We start from the raw sequence: 15,892 nt of genomic DNA, 5'->3' as shown, positions 1-15,892 counted from the left end.
CGCATATGGACTGGCTCTGAGACACAACCGAACGCGTTGTATTAAGCGCCTCAACATCTTGCTATTGATTGCGCTGTTGGCAGAGATACTCATGTGGTGGAACGGCCTCATTGCGACAAAAGCCAAATGGCAATACGACTTTCAAGCAAATACTATTAAGCATCGGCGTGTTCTTTCCATTCCTCGTCTGGGCCGCGAGGTGAGAAATCATCGGCGATATTGCATCAATGAAAAGCAATATCAATGGGCTATGCTCGAATACCAGAAGCTGACGCATTCATCAGGGTTGGGCGAATTATGAGGGGATCCTTCAGACTAGAAACAAAAGGAGCTCAAGTGACAGGCACCATAACTAAACAGACTTCTTTATTGTTTATGGGGAATACAGGCAAGTACGAAATCACAAGCAAAATGAAAAAAGCCCATTGTTTAGGAGTTAAAGTAGTGGCCTTGTGACTTTTATGACATCAAAGACTATTTTTAGCAACGAGACCTCCGACTGAGGTCTCTCTTGTCTCATGTCACACTTGTTCCCAGTTAAAACAAGTACTATTGGTTTTCACCTAACTCTTTCCAGAGTCGTTCTTCATCCCAAATCACTACTTTAAGGTCATTTGCCTTTGCTAGCTTGCTACCAGCTTTTTCTCCAGCAATGAGAACGTATGTATTTTTCGAAATTGAGCCCGATACTTTTGCTCCCATATCTTCTAGCAATGCTTTGATATCATTGCGTTTCATATAATTGAAGGTACCAGTAAGAACTACAGTCTTTCCTTCGAATTTTTTCGGCTCATCATGCTCAAAAATATCCATAGGAACATCTTGCTCCCAATGCAATCCAACCTCTCTTAATGAGTACTCTAGATTGCTCAACTCCAGCTTTGTGGAATCATTCAAATAGTTTCTTAAAGCACTCACCAACGTCGAATTGAAGCCGAGAGACACAAAATCCATGTACTCAGCACTAGAAAATCTCACTAAAGACTTGAAACTATCGGACAATTTTTTAGCATTCACCTTGCCTACTTTCGGTATGCCCAACTGGTTGAAGTAGTGAAATAGGGTCGATTTTCTTTTTAAATCGGCGGAAACAAATTCAGTTTCGCCCGAAATTTCAAGCTTATCGGACAACTGAGTTAAAAACTGCTGACGGCTTGAACTGGTGAAATAGTTGTAAATTTCCCCAGCTACTTCAGCACCAACGTCGTCAATCAAAATCAATGCTTCACGCGGACACTTAGCTAAGCGCTGTAGACTCCCAATATCTTTAGCTATAGCTTTTGAGGTCGATTCTCCGACTTCAGGAATACCTAGGCTAATGATAACCCTATCTAAATCTACATTTTTCCGCACTGATATCGCTGAAACTAGGTTATTTGCCGACAATTCTTTGAACCCATCAAGCTTTAAAAAATCGCCTGTCGTTAAATCAAATAAATCCGCAGGAGTCTTGACTAAACCCGACGTTATTAATTGTTCGACAATTTTTTCACCCAATCCATCGATATCGATACAACGCTTAGAAACAAAGTAACTTATTGACTCTTTAAGCTGCGCCTTACAATTCAATCCGTTTGTACAACGCGATATGGACATTTCAACTAGCTTGCTTGTGGTCTTTTGCTTTTTTTCTTTAACCACTCGTCTAATAGGCGCCCCACATGCAGGACATTCAGCAGGGAAAACCACGTCCCTCGCATCATCTGGACGACGGCTTTCTACCACACTGACGATTTGAGGAATCACATCCCCTGCACGACGGATAATCACGGTATCACCAATCTTTACGCCCAAACGTGCGATTTCATCCGCGTTGTGCAGCGACGCGTTTGATACCGTCACGCCACCAACAAACACTGGCTCTAGCTTTGCTACTGGTGTGATGGCACCTGTTCGCCCGACTTGAAATTCGACATCTTGAAGAAGTGTGATTTCTTCTTGCGCCGGAAATTTGTAAGCAATTGCCCAACGCGGTGCACGCGCGACAAAGCCCAATCGTTCTTGGGTTGCGATGGCATCCACTTTAATCACAACGCCGTCAATTTCGTAAGGCAACTCATTTCTGCGCGTCATGATGTCCTGGTAGTAGGCAATCACATTCGCTAAACCGTCCACCTTTTTCACTTCTGGACTCAGTGGAATACCCCACATCTTAAGCTGCGCTAAACGACCAATATGTGAGTCTCCGAACACCTCAGACATTAGGCCAACTGAGTAAGCATAAAATCGCAGTGGACGTGTTGCGGCAATTTTTGGATCTAGCTGTCGAAGGCTGCCAGCCGCCGCATTACGCGGGTTGGCGAAGGCTTTTTCACCTTTTTTTAGGTTTTTCTCATTCAGCTTTTCAAAACCATCTTTCGGGATAAACACTTCGCCACGCACTTCTAAACGCGCTGGCCAACCAGCCCCTTGAAGCTGCAGAGGCACATTGCGAATGGTACGCGCGTTGTGGGTGATGTTTTCCCCTGTTGTACCGTCACCGCGCGTCGCCGCTTGCACAAGAATGCCGTTCTCATACATCAAGCTGACAGCAAGACCATCCAGTTTTGGTTCACAACTGTACGTAAAACCCTCTACCGCGCTCAGCCTGTCTCGTATACGCTTTTCAAATGCCGTTAACTCAGCATCATCAAACGCATTGTCCAACGACAACATCGGGATTTCATGACGGACTTGCTCAAACGCACCAAGTGGCTTGCCACCAACGCGTTGGCTTGGTGAATCTGCAGTTATCAGTTCAGGGTGCTCAGCCTCTATCGCCAGCAACTCTTGCATCATCCTGTCGTATTCGGCGTCAGGTAATTCTGGCTTATCTTCTACATAGTAAAGGTGGCCGTGGTAGTTCAGTTGCGCTTTCAGCGTCTGCAGTATTTGTTGAGTATCCGTGGTCATCAATGCTGCCTAATTCGTCTTCACCATTGCACTGGTACAAATGGTTGGTGGTAGGAAATGTTCGACATTATATACCCAAGCAACCTGAATTCTGTATCTTCCGGTTGTTTAGGTATTTACCTGAGCTTGACCAAACGGTACTTGTTGAAAGTGATCGGCAGCAGTAAGATGTTCGCCCAATTCGAGGTGTAACTTCACAATGCAGACAAGAGAAATGAGTAAAACAGGGTTGATGGGCGTCGTGCTCAGCATTCTGCTCGTCTTTTTGTCAGCCTTTGCGCCTGTATCTGGCTACAGTCAGCCACTTCATTCCGCAAGCGTTACTCACCTCACTCAAGCCAACGAAGCCGGCGCGTCTGAAAATTCAGCGTCTGATGCGCAAAGTGCCCCGGTCAAATCATTGGCACCGAGCCTCTCCTCTATAGTTAGAGCAGGCTCTTACATGCCTGAGCATTCCAACGGTGCAGAACCTGAGTTTGAACTTGTCACCGAGCTGAATACTCACGGCACGCGCAATCCATTTTTTCAAGTCCAGTATCTTTTTAGCCATTGGCATGACTGGACATTGAGACCTCCATCCACCGCACATCGGTTGTCCGGCTGGAAAGACTCCAACCTTCTTTATCGATTTATCAGTCAATCTCAAGCCTAGCATCGTGCTTTGCCGACTATCGGCACCTTAACTATTCGCGTTTATTCCTTGCTCTATAGCGAACGCTATTCTGCGATAAAGGCGTGATATTGATGCTATTGCCCATCATCCATGGGTGAACGAGATTTCAAATGAAAAAACGACCACAACGAACGGCTTTGCTGAATCACTACCCCGCGTGGAAATACGTGGTGTTAGTAACCACTATCATCGTCCTACTTTTTTCCGCCCTACCATCATGGTTTGGCGAGAATGCCGCCGTTATTTTAACGTCAGAGACAACGCAACCATCTGCGGTAGCACTAAAACACGATTTGGAACAACAAGGGATCAATGTCTCACGCATTGACCAATCAAATGGAAAGACGACCGTCGTCTTGGGTCAATCCGAGCAACAGAACGCTGCAAAGCAGTTGCTGACGAAACAAACCGAGACAGATGACGCAATCACCTTGGCTATGGTGCCCGCAGCACCTCAGTGGCTGCTAGATATGGGGTTCAAACCCATTAAACTTGGCCTTGATTTGCGCGGAGGGGTTCAGTTCCTGCTTGATGTAGACATGCAGCAGGCCTTCAAATCCCACGCTTCTCAAGCCGCAGAATCCATTCGAGACCATGCGCGTGCCGAACGTATTCGTGGTGTACGCGTTCAACTGACGAAAAACAATGGTGTCACCATTGTCGCGCCAAGCAGCCACGATGAAGCGAACTTACGTCAGTTCATCAACCAGCAATATCCGCAATGGGACGTCACGGGTAACGGTGAAAACACACTGTCCATGCATCTTAAAGCATCAGAAATGCAAACTTTGACCAACCTGACGGTACATCAAAACCTGCAAACCATGCGAAGCCGTATTCAAGAGCTCGGCATTACAGAGGCCGCGGTGCAGCGTCAAGGAGAGCACCGTATCCGTATTGAGTTGCCCGGTGTGCAAGACCCGGCAGCCGCGAAGAATGTTATTGGGGCAACGGCCAGTCTTGCGTTCTACGAAGTAGTAAGTGATCACAAACCTGGCTCTATCGTGATTAATGACCAAGACGGGCGTCCAGTCCATGTAAATCGCAAGCCTGTTCTAACCGGTGACCATATTGTGGACGCGCGTGGCAGCATGGGCGACATGGGCATGCCGGAAGTGAATATCACGCTGGATTCCGCGGGTGGACACATGATGTCCGACTTCTCAGGAAAGCACATCGGTAAGCCAATGGCGACGGCCTTTAGCGAGTACACGCGTAACGCAGAGGGACAGACTGAGCAGTCAACCTCGATCATCAGTATCGCCACCATTCAAGCTCAATTAGGTAATCGCTTCAGAATTACTGGGGTAGGTTCACTGACTGATGCACAAGATCTGGCTTTGCTTCTTCGCGCAGGATCGTTAACCGCGCCAGTCACTATCGTGGAAGAACGCACAATCGGCCCATCTTTGGGTGCTGAAAATATTCAAAACGGTTTTGCTGCGCTGGCACTTGGTATGGGCCTGACCCTGCTATTTATGGCGGTGTGGTACCGCAAACTAGGCTGGGTTGCAAACGCTGCGCTGGTTGCGAATATGGTGATGTTGTTAGGTCTAATTGCACTACTACCCGGTGCCGTACTAACACTCCCAGGCATTGCAGGTCTTGTGCTTACCGTAGGTATGGCTGTCGATACTAACGTACTCATTTTCGAGCGAATTAAAGAAAAACTGCGTGAAGGACGTAGCCTCGCACAATCCATTGATTTGGGTTTCAGTAGTGCATTTAGCACCATTCTTGACTCCAACATCACCACGCTTATCTCTGCCGCGACGCTTTATGCTATCGGTAACGGTCCGATTCAGGGATTTGCTCTGACTCTTGGACTGGGTCTATTGACCAGTATGTTCACAGGTATTTTCGCTTCTAGGGCGATCATCAATTTGGTTTGGGGCAGAGACGCACGTCGCGGAGTGAAAATATGAGCCTGATTAACATGAACAATGCCACCAAATGGCGTCATTTCGGCACGCTGATCTCCTTTGTACTGATCGCGCTGTCTATTATCTCACTGAGTACCAAAGGGTTAAACTTCGGCCTCGACTTTACAGGTGGCATGATCAGTGAGGTACGCCTAGACCCTTCACTGACTGCCAACGACATACAACACAAATTGGAAGCGGCACTCCACCAGCCAGTTACCGTTGTGTCTGGTGGGGAGAGTGGAGACTGGGTGTTGCGTTACGCTGCGCCAGAAACCTTAAGTGACCAGCCTGAATTGAAACCACTGTTGGAATCATTTTCCAAACAAGTGGAAATGATAAACGTCAGTTTGATGGGTCCACAAGTTGGGCAAGAGTTGGCAGAACAAGGCGGACTTGCTGTTCTGATCACCTTATTGGTTATTCTTGGCTACCTCAGCTACCGATTTGAATGGCGATTGGCTTCAGGTGCACTGTTAGCATTGCTTCATGATGTGTTCTTGCTGTTGGGTTTCTTCTCGATTACAGGGATGGAGTTTAACCTTACGGTGTTAGCAGCACTGCTGGCCGTACTGGGTTATTCACTCAATGATTCCATCATCATCTCCGACAGAATTCGAGAGCTGTTAAAAGCCAATGTGGATTTACCCATTGCGGAACTCAACAATCGGGCCATTGCGTCAACGCTTTCAAGAACGTTAATCACATCCGGAACGACGTTGATATCAGTCGGCTCGCTTTGGTTACTCGGTGGTGAACCGCTGTTTGGTTTCTCAGTCACCATGTTCATTGGTATTGTCGCGGGTACTTGGTCAACCATGACCATTGCAACGATTATTCCCGAGATGGCAAAACTGGGACCTCAGCACTACGCACCGACGCCAATTACAGATAACCCTTAACATCAAAAAAAGCCCGCATTCGCGGGCTTTTTTATGCGCAAACTACGGATTTTTTGGTTCTTTTATGTAAAAAGGGGAACTCTTTGTAAAACGCAGCATCTGAACCTTCTGACTTTTCTTGCATTCGGTGATTTTGATACACAGAATGTATTCATCAAAACAGAACATTGAAAGCGAATGAAAACACCGACGAACACAACAACTCGCGCACAGTGGGCACTCACCTTAGTTTGGTGGGTAGTGTTCGTATGTCTGTCTCAAAATGCGGGGTTATTCAATGCCTGCCAAACATCTACTTTCCGTGCCGATGAGACCACGCTTCACCAAACAACCACAAACGGTGACGCTAATCTTCCCTCAGATAACTGTGAGCTGACTGAAAACCTCATCTCACTCTCAAAGTTCAGTTGGGACAACATTACCCTTTCACTGTTTGTACTCGTCATTTTATCTGTTGGTTGGATAGCAGCAGCCAGCCGCTTCATAGGTTTTACGCCAACAGAGCCTATATTGCTCCCCTACCGACGGCACCTCATGCTCTGCGTGTTTCGAGAATAAGCAAACACTGAATTTTCTATAAATTTAGATTTGTTTTATTTAAGGAATAAGTAATGACTTCCAAAGCTGACATTTTTTACGTGTTTCGGCACATTTTTGCCGCGCTACTATTCGTATTTGCCCCCTTGCAAGCACAAGCGGAAGCATCTTCAACTGGATGGCTAAAAAATCCTTCTCATCCCCCCATTCAGTCTCGTGTTGTATTAACGGGAAGCGTTAACGCGGATCAACAGACCGCCGATGGCTTTCTCGAAGTTTCACTGGAAGGTGATTGGAAAACTTACTGGCGCTCCCCAGGCGAAGGCGGCATTGCTCCCAGCCTAAATTGGCAGCAATCAGAGAATATTGAGAACGTAGATTGGTTATGGCCATCCCCGCAACGCTTTGACTTGTTAGGTATCGACACGCTTGGTTACAAAGGTGATGTTATCTTCCCTATCACCTTGCACATTGAAGATATGACAAAACCTGCCACGTTTGCAGGCACACTAACCATCTCCTCATGTACAACGGTATGTGTCCTGACAGATTATCCGTTTTCATTGTCATTCACGCCTGGGGAATTGTCTGTCGACACAAGTGCACTTCACCTGTACGCAAAGGAGATGAGCAATGTGCCAAAACCGTCACCACAGCTCAATAACATCCAAGCTGTGTGGGACCAAGCCAAGCAACAACTTCAGGTGTCTGCTGAAAAAACATCGCCATGGCAATCACCCGATATCATCGTAGACGGGAAAACTGATGCATTACTTGATGTCGCATTCTCCATTCCCAAGGTCTCTGTTAATGGCAACAAAGTCTCTGCAGTATATTCTACGAGCAGTTGGATGGGCACGCCCAGTCTGGCAGGAGAAGAGCTCAGCCTTACGTTTCAAGACAATAGCTTTATTGCTGAGCAGCATGTACAAGCGCAAGCCGGTATTGTCAGTACGAAACTTCCCGCTTTTTCATTGGGTTCGGCCATTGTTTTTGCACTTATCGGCGGACTAATTCTGAATATTATGCCCTGCGTGTTACCTGTTTTAGGGTTGAAATTGAGTAGCGTAATTTCTGCTAGAGGTATGGAAAAATCCCAAATCCGTAGGCAATTTCTCGCTTCAGGATCTGGAATTATTTTTTCGTTCTGGCTCATCGCCGCTTTTCTGATTGCGTTAAAAATGACAGGGAATGCGATTGGTTGGGGGGTCCAATTTCAAAGCCCCATATTTATTGGTTTAATGACAGCTATTACGGCACTTTTTGCCGCCAATATGCTAGGGCTTTTTGAAATACGGCTTTCTTCCAATACCAACACCTGGATGGCTACCCGTGGAAGTAACGCCTATTCTGGTCACTTCATTCAAGGCATGTTTGCAACATTACTTGCAACTCCATGTTCTGCGCCTTTCTTAGGCACGGCGGTTGCTTTCGCTTTGGCTGCGACAACGCCGACGCTTATCGCCATATTTACCGCATTGGGCATCGGTATGGCGCTACCTTGGTTAGTCATTGCTGCTGTCCCATCACTGGCAGAACGTCTTCCTAAGCCGGGGGCATGGATGAATAAAGTCAAAGTACTCTTTGGCACAATGATGTTCGTGACATCTTTGTGGTTAGCCAGCCTGTTAACAAACCATCTTCCCTTCGGTTTGGTTGTACTCCTATCAATAACGATTATTGCTCTGGCGCTCTGGCGCACCACAACAATATATGGGAAGAAAACGGCCATTCTTATCAGTGGTATTGGCATTATGCTCAGCGCCGCAACATTATTGATTGCCAGTTTGACATCCGCACATTGGGTTACGCCACTACCACAGGACTTGCCTTGGCAAACGTTATCAGACAAACGGATCACACAAGAAGTGTCTGCTGGAAATGTTGTTTTCGTCGATGTCACCGCCGATTGGTGCATAACGTGTAAAGCCAACAAGATAGGCGTCTTGCTCCAAGATCCTGTCTACAGCCGTCTTCAAGCAGCGGACATGGTCACGCTTCAGGGTGACTGGACAGTGCCAAGTGATTCAGTGACAAGTTATCTGCAAAAACACGGTCGTTATGGTGTGCCATTTAACATTGTCTATGGTCCAAACGCGCCAGAAGGGATTCCTCTTCCGGTTGTGCTATCCGACAAAGACGTGATGAACGCAATCAACTGGGCAAAAGGAGAACAACATGAATAGTTCGAAGAAAAAAACGTCATGGAAGCAGCCTCGTTTTTGGCTGCGTGAAGTTTTGCCCTACATTGCTTTGTTCGTCGCAATCTCATTTGCTGTGGATTTATGGCGAAGCCAAGACATGCCAAGTGGCAACGTCCCCATCCAGCAATTATCGACCCTTGACGGTCAAGAGATTAACCTAGCCGAAATCAGCCAAGACCAGCCAGTACTGGCTTACTTTTGGGCAACGTGGTGTGGCGCATGCAAGTTCGTCACGCCAACAGTCAACTGGTTGTCTGAAGACTATCAAGTCGTCTCTGTCGCGATCACCTCAGGTGATACTGCACGAGTCAAACGCTATCTAGCTGCTCATGAGCTTGCGTTCGAAACTATCAATGATGAATCAGGCACACTCGCGAATGCGTGGGGGATTCAAGCTACACCGACAATCGTCATCATCAGCGATGGAAAAATCAAATCAATTACCACTGGCATATCGTCCCCTCCGGGATTACTCGCTCGTCTGTGGTTTTCGTAATAAATTTTGAGGGAATCATGAAAAAAATCACTATCGCTATTATGGCATCGCTTTCTCTATTCGCCGCAACGAATACCTATGCCAATGCGCTAAACAATACACAGCAGTCACAGCTCAACGACATCGTTTCCATGCTGGAAGGAAACCCAGAACTTATTCCTAATTTGCATCAAGGGATTACCGGGTATTTAACTCAACAAAATCAAATAGATCAGATTTTGGTTCAGAACCATGACTATCTTTATAACAACCCTAAGCATCCTCAGTTTGGTTCCTCTAATCCAAAACTGACCATCATTAATTTTACCGACTACAGCTGTCCGTTTTGTAAAAAGCTAGATCCTGTACTTCATCAGGTTGCGCTCTCCTATCCCGATGTAAGAGTGGTGAATGTGCTCGTCCCGCTGATAGAAATGCGCAACGCACTCTCAGACAAAAACTCTGCTGCTTTTGCCATCAACGTGTGGAACCAAAATAAGGACAAATTCTTTGATGTAAATGAAACGCTGATCAAAAAGCCAGGCGCACATGACAACCGATCTGTCATCAATGTGGCAAAAAAATTCGATACGGAAAACAGCTTAAAAACATCTGAAGAAACACAGGATATGATCGAAAAGAACTACCAGTTGTTCAATCAACTCGGTATGCGCGGTACACCCGCCATGATCATTGGTGATCAAATTGTTCCGGGTTACCTTCCTTTCGAAGAGTTGAGCAAACGAATAGATAGTCTCCTTTAACCCTTAACAGACCACACCAAAAGGAGGCATTCGCCTCCTTTTCTGTATCTTCAACCCACCCAACAATATTTCGTGACATGTACTTATTAACAGATCACGAAGTTCTCTTGTCCATGAAAATTTACATTTCCTTTTTCGAGTGACCGTCAACTTAAGCATCTTCAAATTGAAGACTACCTATTAATTAACCAAACCTTGGGGAGCACAGTAGAAAGATAACATTAATTTAACAACCAACAAAAAGAGGATAAAACATGTCACGCACTCGGCTTCTACCCTATGTCGCTGTTGCTTCCGCAATATCATCCGTTGCAATTACTGGCAATGCCTCCGCGCATGGCTATATGGACTATCCACCGGCCCGGCAAGAAATTTGTTATAGCGATGGAGGCTACTGGGACTCTAGCGACGGTTCGACCATCCCTAACGCCGCTTGTCGAGATGCTTACCTTGAATCAGGGTGGTATCCGTTCGTTCAAAAATCTGAGTTCGCCAAATTGGTCTCTGATTACACCAATCAGGCAGCAGTTGAGCTTGCAGTCCCAGATGGTTCGCTCTGCTCTGGGGCCGATCCCAAAAAATCAGGCATGAATATCCCTTCTTCTGAGTGGCAAAGCACACCTATTGATCCATCACTTAATGGCAAGATGACACTGCTGTACCATGCTGCTACACCTCATAATCCAAGCTTTTGGAAAATTTACCTCTCTAACAGCAGCTTCAATCCCGCCGTCGATTCACTCAAGTGGACCGATCTCAATTTGATCGCCGAATTTGGCAATCTGCCCGTCGTAGAGATTAACGGCATCAAGTACTACCAAATGGCAATCACTTTGCCGACAGATCGTACAGGCGATGCCATCTTGTTCTCTCGTTGGCAGCGAGAAGATCCTGCGGGTGAAGGCTTCTACAACTGTAGTGACATCAGTTTTGGAGGAGACGTCATCCCACCAACATGGAACAATATCGGCAATTTAGTTAAATCCACAACAGATGCAAAAGCGGGTGATACGGTTTGGTTCCGTCTCTTTGATGCTAACGGATCAGAAACCCTCTTTGAAAAACTCCCGATCGATGCCAACAACGACGTAGAATCAATTTGGACAACGCAGCTTGCTGAGATCATCAATACATCGACGATAGCGCAAGCAGGTAAAGAAACCGCCGACGGCAGTATTACGTGGGACAGCAGTGATATCTATGCCAATGCCGTCTTTGCAAAAGACAAAAACAGCACTTTCCAGCTGGAAGTCAAATCGGTACCCAGCAACAGTGCCCCCACCTTGAATGCCCCAACATCGGTCTCAGTAGAAAGCGGAAAAGAAGTCACTATCGCACTCTCTGCGTCAGATGCTGACAATGATGCGCTGACTTTTACAGCCAGTTCGGGTTCGCTTTCCGTAACCGGAAATAATGCATCGTTAGTTTATGTGGCACCAAGCTCAACAACCGATATTACCGACCAAATTCTTGTGTCTGTCAACGATGGCACGGCAACAACAAGTGCGACTATCACAGTCACCATCAAAGGTGCAGGTGCTGTAGGCGAAACAAACTGGTCTGCGGATACAGTGTATTTGGGTGGTGACAAAGTAACGCATTTAGGCACAACCTATACTGCCCAGTGGTGGACGAAAGGCGAAGAGCCGGGGACATCATCCGTATGGGTTGCTGATAAAGCGCCGAATGACACAGAGTGGAGTACCAACGCTACCTATTCTTCTGGCGATACAGCAACCTATAAAGGTAAAACCTATACCGCGAAGTGGTGGACAAAAGGCGACGTGCCGACAAACGGCGGGCCTTGGCACGCAGTGCTCTAGCCATTAAAAAACGCCCCAATTGTGGGGCGTTTTTTGTATGTATAGTCGATTAGAAATTACGCAGGCGCTTGAAATTGCTTAATTTTTTCACGATACCCATCCAGCCGCTGTGGTGTCATCATATTGCGCTTGTCATCGGCGACCAAGCCACCCATCTGATCGGCCACTTCCTGCGCAGTTTTTAGCATCAACTTAAAGTTTTGTTCTGCTTCACCAAAGCAAGGCAACGTCATAAAGAAGGTGATGCCCGGCGTTGTAAACTGATGAATCGATGTCAAAGGAAAGCTACCCGGATTAAACATATTTGCGGCACTGAAAAGTACTTTGCCCGTACCAGCCAAATCCGCGTGGCGATGAAATATTTCCATTTCACCAAACAGCATGCCATGTTGCTCAAGACAGTTAATCAGATCTTCCCCTGAGAATTCCGAGCTACCACTTGCCAGTACATTGATGATAATAACCTGCGGCTCAGGTTCTTTTGGGGTTTCCTCTACAACGTCTTCTTCCACAGGATCCAAGGAATCATCTGCATCTGGCGCATCAACAGGAGCTACATCGTCTAAATCAGCATCCACGCGCTCGCTGTCATAAACAGGCTTAGTCGCCAAAGAATCTGGCTCTGCTGCCTTGCCTAGGTCATCCTCTTCATGATCAGATGCAGAAAAAACCGGTAAATCCAATTCTTCGTCTTTATTGATCTTTTGAGCCGACGCTTCGTTAGCAAACAGTGGGTCGACATCTGGCTTATCACCAAAGCTCAACTCAGGTTCTTTCCTTGGCACTTTTGGTGATTCGGATTCACCCTGCTTGATAACACGGACAGACCCTATTCCATCTTGATCAAATCCGGTGTCATCCTTTGCTTTGAGCTTGCCAATGGGTCTTTCGGCAAACTTTGCGGGTTTTTCCTTTCGGCTAGTCCAAAGACCATGTAGAAGTAGCGCAGCAATCGCTACTGCTCCTAAAATGATTAAAACAAGGCGCAATTCCTGCATCATTTAATCTCAGTATTTATCCAATTAACGACGTTCGGCGTACCTATCTAAACACCTAGGAACAGCCTTTGGCAATGTCGTGCTCACAAATTGCTGACTACTGTACCAAAAAGTGTATAAAAGTTAACGTCCATACCGTCAGAACACCGAAAAAGTCACTGTTCTGTCTAGGTTTTGACAACCAGAGCGCACGAAAATTCATCGATGTACCCGTACAACCTAAAGATACTGAATTTATAACGTGTTACTGATACCGTAATTAATGCCTTTCAACGCATGCTTGTATGCCAAATTGCTATTCTCACCACGAAACCGTTAACATTGGGAGACTTATAGCAAGGAGACGTTATGACACCATCTCAATTGGCCAAGCAACCCGTGTCTGGTGCTAGCTACTTTATCCGCGGATTCTCGTTGGCTTTCACTCCAGGTATTCGACGGTTTGTTATTATTCCACTCGCCGTAAACCTGCTGTTAATGGGAACACTTATCGGTATCATACTTTCCCAACTGAGTGAGTGGATTGATGGCTGGCTATCGTATCTCCCACAATGGCTCGACTGGCTTTCTTACTTACTGTGGCCGATGCTAGCAATCGCCATACTCGTGATCTGCTCCTATTTCTTTAGTACGGTTGCAAACTGGATTGCTGCGCCGTTTAACGGCTTGTTGGCAGAACACTTGGAAGCGCACTTAACAGGTAAACGCCCACCCGATGATGGGCTCTCTGGCATAGTCAAAGATTTACCTCGCGTGTTTAAACGTGAATGGCAGAAACTTTGGTATTACCTGCCTAAAGCACTTGGTTTACTGATTTTGATGTGGGTTCCTGTCGTTGGACAAACGTTAGGACCAGTATTGTGGTTTTTGTTCAGCGCATGGATGATGGGTATCCAATACTGCGACTACCCGTTTGATAACCACCGCGTATCTTTCCCGAGTATGAAGACCACACTTCGCCAAAACAAAGGCTCAACCATGAGTTTTGGCGGCTTAGTCATGTTCTTTACTATGACACCAATACTTAACCTCTTTGTCATGCCAGCCGCTGTGTGTGGCGCGACCGCAATGTGGGTCGATAAGTACCGGAACGACCTCGCTCGTTACTGATCCATCCATAAAACAACACCTTTGCTCTGATCCAACGATCACTCGGGCAAAGGTGTGTTGCTCTTCAATTACGCAGATAACTGCGAAGCCTACCTAAAACAAACCTCCGCAAAGACGATGAATACGATTTGAAATCCCACACTCTATCGTCACAAGGGGTCGCAATTTTCGTTCTTTATTCGTGAACATTCTGAATGGCAAAGAGAAAGGCATTCTGCTGATACTGGTTGGTAACATTGCCACTAAAGACGATTTCACGCGCATTAAGAACATCACCGGACAGGACATGCTTGTGCCTCCCCCCTCCCATGGTGGGAGGGGGGATTATCCGCAGGGTGCCGCGAACCTAGGCGACCCAGCCAGCGTCGGTTTGAAGTATGCGCGAGATGGAGTTATCCCAGCGTGCAAACTGATCATGGAAAGGGTTAACAAACAACTACCAGCGCACCTGCAAGTTTGACTTGTCACTCCCTAACTCAGATACCGCTCTCTAAACCAAGGAGACACCATAGTGATAGAACATGGCCACAGCTCTGGCGTTCGTTCCACCGAAATGAACGCCACCCTTGATGAACTAAAAGCAGGCAAAGCTATTCCTTGCAACTATGGTCACAATGGCCGCATTCACTTACAACCCCTATTGAACGGTGAACCCGCACCAGCCGCCACAGGCTTGATTACTTGTACGGCGCAATTGCGGAAATCCAAAGATGCGATCCCACACGGTGTGGTTGATTTGGCGAAAATTGGCAGTATTGACGGTTACGAGCGGCCTCGCTGGGGCGGGATATCCCACTGGGCGATTATCACCGAAGCAGATCCAACGAACGCTCCACTTTCGGGCTTTGACGAACTCAACGTGTTTGTAGAGAGGTGGTGATATGTGGCCATTACCTGACAACGAACCCCTAGATCGCCTGCCAGGTTGTTTGCCTTTTCCGTGTGGGGAAGGCAATGGCGATTCGCCACCACTAAAAAAACCGCTGGTTGCTGTTCTCCGCTATACCCTCGTCAACGGACAAAGCCTTTCAGCGGGTGATGGTGGATTACCAAACACCAATAGCACCGCCGAACTGGCAAATCTGCCGAATGTATTCCTCCTGAATGGCTTAGACACTAATGGACCAGAAGGCGATTCGCTGACACTTGATCGGATTCAAAGCCTGAAAGTTTTTGCTGAATATGACACTTTTCAGTCTCATGCCAGTGGATATTACAACTACTTGCGGACGACCAAGGGATTCAGCGCGAATGACTACATATACACAGCAGCAGGTGTAGGAAAGCGCAGCATTGCCGAGCTTTCCACCCCACCAGAAGTAGATAATATCCCCATGATTACCGCTGCCGTTGGCGCATTGTTGCCAGACCCGAGCAAGCCGCGCAAAGGCAGCATTCACTATATTCAGGGAGAGAAAGACACTACCGATGGCACCGCCCCACAAACATGGAAATCAGCGGTAGTGAATTTGATTGAAAACACCATGAGAAAGCAAATGCGGAACGATGTAGGGATCAGTGACATTGATGTATTTGTAACTCAGCTAGGCTTTGTTGCTTAAATCGATGGAACTAAATCTAGAAGCTACGAT

The 15,892-nt window shown here is 46.8% G+C and carries 15 protein-coding genes and 2 pseudogenes; 14 read left to right on the top strand and 3 right to left on the bottom strand.

The window, feature by feature from the left end; translation table 11 throughout:
- Window positions 1–301 (top strand): annotated as a pseudogene (locus B5D35_RS19720) (IS4 family transposase); the annotation flags it as partial.
- A 248-nt stretch (window positions 302–549) separates the two neighbouring features.
- Here the strand turns inward: B5D35_RS19720 and B5D35_RS25535 are convergent.
- Both B5D35_RS25535 and ligA read right to left on the bottom strand, forming a co-directional pair.
- A complete protein-coding gene (locus B5D35_RS25535) occupies window positions 550–954 on the bottom strand; it encodes a BRCT domain-containing protein (RefSeq protein WP_425291247.1) in 405 nt (134 codons plus the stop codon).
- Between the two features lie 174 nt (window positions 955–1,128).
- A pseudogene (gene ligA / locus B5D35_RS19710) lies at window positions 1,129–2,892 on the bottom strand (NAD-dependent DNA ligase LigA); the annotation flags it as partial.
- 57 nt (window positions 2,893–2,949) lie between these two features.
- On the opposite strand from ligA, the gene B5D35_RS25300 reads away from it, so the two are divergent.
- The 9 genes from B5D35_RS25300 (at window position 2,950) to B5D35_RS19670 (ending at window position 12,192) form a co-directional block, all read left to right on the top strand.
- Window positions 2,950–3,084, top strand: a complete 135-nt coding sequence (locus tag B5D35_RS25300; RefSeq protein ID WP_280174694.1) for a hypothetical protein — start codon at window positions 2,950–2,952, stop codon at window positions 3,082–3,084.
- A gap of 7 nt (window positions 3,085–3,091) precedes the next feature.
- Entirely contained in the window at window positions 3,092–3,544 is a 453-nt protein-coding gene (locus B5D35_RS19705; protein ID WP_078754203.1) for a hypothetical protein, read from the top strand.
- A gap of 131 nt (window positions 3,545–3,675) precedes the next feature.
- On the top strand, window positions 3,676–5,490 hold the full coding sequence (secD, locus tag B5D35_RS19700) for a protein translocase subunit SecD (protein WP_078754202.1): 1,815 nt from the start codon (window positions 3,676–3,678) through the stop codon (window positions 5,488–5,490).
- Window positions 5,487–6,389 carry a protein translocase subunit SecF gene (gene secF, locus B5D35_RS19695; protein WP_425291246.1) on the top strand — a complete coding sequence of 301 codons (903 nt, stop codon included), beginning with the start codon at window positions 5,487–5,489 and terminating at the stop codon, window positions 6,387–6,389. Before secD ends, secF begins: the two co-directional genes overlap by 4 nt.
- A 177-nt stretch (window positions 6,390–6,566) precedes the next feature.
- Complete coding sequence (locus B5D35_RS19690) at window positions 6,567–6,947, top strand: hypothetical protein (RefSeq protein WP_078754201.1); 381 nt, start codon at window positions 6,567–6,569, stop codon at window positions 6,945–6,947.
- Window positions 6,948–7,000: 53 nt separating this feature from the next.
- The gene (locus B5D35_RS19685) at window positions 7,001–9,112 is read left to right on the top strand and encodes a protein-disulfide reductase DsbD family protein (RefSeq protein ID WP_078754200.1); all 2,112 of its coding nucleotides are present in this window, start codon (window positions 7,001–7,003) and stop codon (window positions 9,110–9,112) included.
- On the top strand, window positions 9,105–9,626 hold the full coding sequence (locus B5D35_RS19680; RefSeq protein ID WP_078754199.1) for a protein disulfide oxidoreductase: 522 nt from the start codon (window positions 9,105–9,107) through the stop codon (window positions 9,624–9,626). The genes B5D35_RS19685 and B5D35_RS19680 overlap by 8 nt, the downstream gene beginning before the upstream one ends.
- A gap of 17 nt (window positions 9,627–9,643) precedes the next feature.
- A complete protein-coding gene (locus tag B5D35_RS19675; protein WP_078754198.1) occupies window positions 9,644–10,369 on the top strand; it encodes a DsbA family protein in 726 nt (241 codons plus the stop codon).
- A 254-nt stretch (window positions 10,370–10,623) separates the two neighbouring features.
- Window positions 10,624–12,192, top strand: coding sequence for a lytic polysaccharide monooxygenase (locus tag B5D35_RS19670; protein ID WP_078754197.1), 1,569 nt, complete (start codon window positions 10,624–10,626; stop codon window positions 12,190–12,192).
- Window positions 12,193–12,248: 56 nt separating this feature from the next.
- Here the strand turns inward: B5D35_RS19670 and zipA are convergent, their stop codons facing one another.
- Window positions 12,249–13,193 (bottom strand): cell division protein ZipA, encoded by a 945-nt coding sequence (zipA, locus tag B5D35_RS19665; RefSeq protein WP_078754196.1) that lies wholly within the window; start codon window positions 13,191–13,193, stop codon window positions 12,249–12,251.
- A gap of 345 nt (window positions 13,194–13,538) precedes the next feature.
- On the opposite strand from zipA, the gene cysZ reads away from it, so the two are divergent.
- From cysZ to B5D35_RS19645, 4 genes are all read left to right on the top strand, one after another.
- Window positions 13,539–14,300: a sulfate transporter CysZ gene (gene cysZ, locus B5D35_RS19660; RefSeq protein WP_078754195.1), complete on the top strand. Its 762-nt coding sequence runs from the start codon at window positions 13,539–13,541 to the stop codon at window positions 14,298–14,300.
- Window positions 14,301–14,481: 181 nt separating this feature from the next.
- Window positions 14,482–14,760, top strand: coding sequence for a phage portal family protein (locus tag B5D35_RS19655; RefSeq protein ID WP_078754194.1), 279 nt, complete (start codon window positions 14,482–14,484; stop codon window positions 14,758–14,760).
- Between the two features lie 51 nt (window positions 14,761–14,811).
- Entirely contained in the window at window positions 14,812–15,180 is a 369-nt protein-coding gene (locus B5D35_RS19650) for a hypothetical protein (RefSeq protein ID WP_078754193.1), read from the top strand.
- 1 nt (window position 15,181) lies between these two features.
- Complete coding sequence (locus B5D35_RS19645) at window positions 15,182–15,862, top strand: hypothetical protein (protein WP_078754192.1); 681 nt, start codon at window positions 15,182–15,184, stop codon at window positions 15,860–15,862.
- The last annotated feature ends 30 nt before the right edge of the window (window positions 15,863–15,892 follow it).

The organism is Enterovibrio nigricans DSM 22720 (genome assembly GCF_900167155.1).
Classification (GTDB): Bacteria; Pseudomonadota; Gammaproteobacteria; order Enterobacterales; family Vibrionaceae; genus Enterovibrio; species Enterovibrio nigricans.
Note: the sequence above shows the minus strand (reverse complement) of the source record. Positions and strands in the feature narration are given on the sequence as shown.

Excerpts from the sequence above, each read along its gene's own strand:
- B5D35_RS25535 (WP_425291247.1), bottom strand. The coding sequence starts at position 954 with ATGGATTTTGTGTCTCTCGGCTTCAATTCGACGTTGGTGAGTGCTTTA.
- B5D35_RS25300 (WP_280174694.1), top strand. The coding sequence starts at position 2,950 with ATGTTCGACATTATATACCCAAGCAACCTGAATTCTGTATCTTCCGGT.
- B5D35_RS19705 (WP_078754203.1), top strand. The coding sequence starts at position 3,092 with ATGCAGACAAGAGAAATGAGTAAAACAGGGTTGATGGGCGTCGTGCTC.
- secD (WP_078754202.1), top strand. The coding sequence starts at position 3,676 with ATGAAAAAACGACCACAACGAACGGCTTTGCTGAATCACTACCCCGCG.
- secF (WP_425291246.1), top strand. The coding sequence starts at position 5,487 with ATGAGCCTGATTAACATGAACAATGCCACCAAATGGCGTCATTTCGGC.
- B5D35_RS19690 (WP_078754201.1), top strand. The coding sequence starts at position 6,567 with ATGAAAACACCGACGAACACAACAACTCGCGCACAGTGGGCACTCACC.
- B5D35_RS19685 (WP_078754200.1), top strand. The coding sequence starts at position 7,001 with ATGACTTCCAAAGCTGACATTTTTTACGTGTTTCGGCACATTTTTGCC.
- B5D35_RS19680 (WP_078754199.1), top strand. The coding sequence starts at position 9,105 with ATGAATAGTTCGAAGAAAAAAACGTCATGGAAGCAGCCTCGTTTTTGG.
- B5D35_RS19675 (WP_078754198.1), top strand. The coding sequence starts at position 9,644 with ATGAAAAAAATCACTATCGCTATTATGGCATCGCTTTCTCTATTCGCC.
- B5D35_RS19670 (WP_078754197.1), top strand. The coding sequence starts at position 10,624 with ATGTCACGCACTCGGCTTCTACCCTATGTCGCTGTTGCTTCCGCAATA.
- zipA (WP_078754196.1), bottom strand. The coding sequence starts at position 13,193 with ATGATGCAGGAATTGCGCCTTGTTTTAATCATTTTAGGAGCAGTAGCG.
- cysZ (WP_078754195.1), top strand. The coding sequence starts at position 13,539 with ATGACACCATCTCAATTGGCCAAGCAACCCGTGTCTGGTGCTAGCTAC.
- B5D35_RS19645 (WP_078754192.1), top strand. The coding sequence starts at position 15,182 with ATGTGGCCATTACCTGACAACGAACCCCTAGATCGCCTGCCAGGTTGT.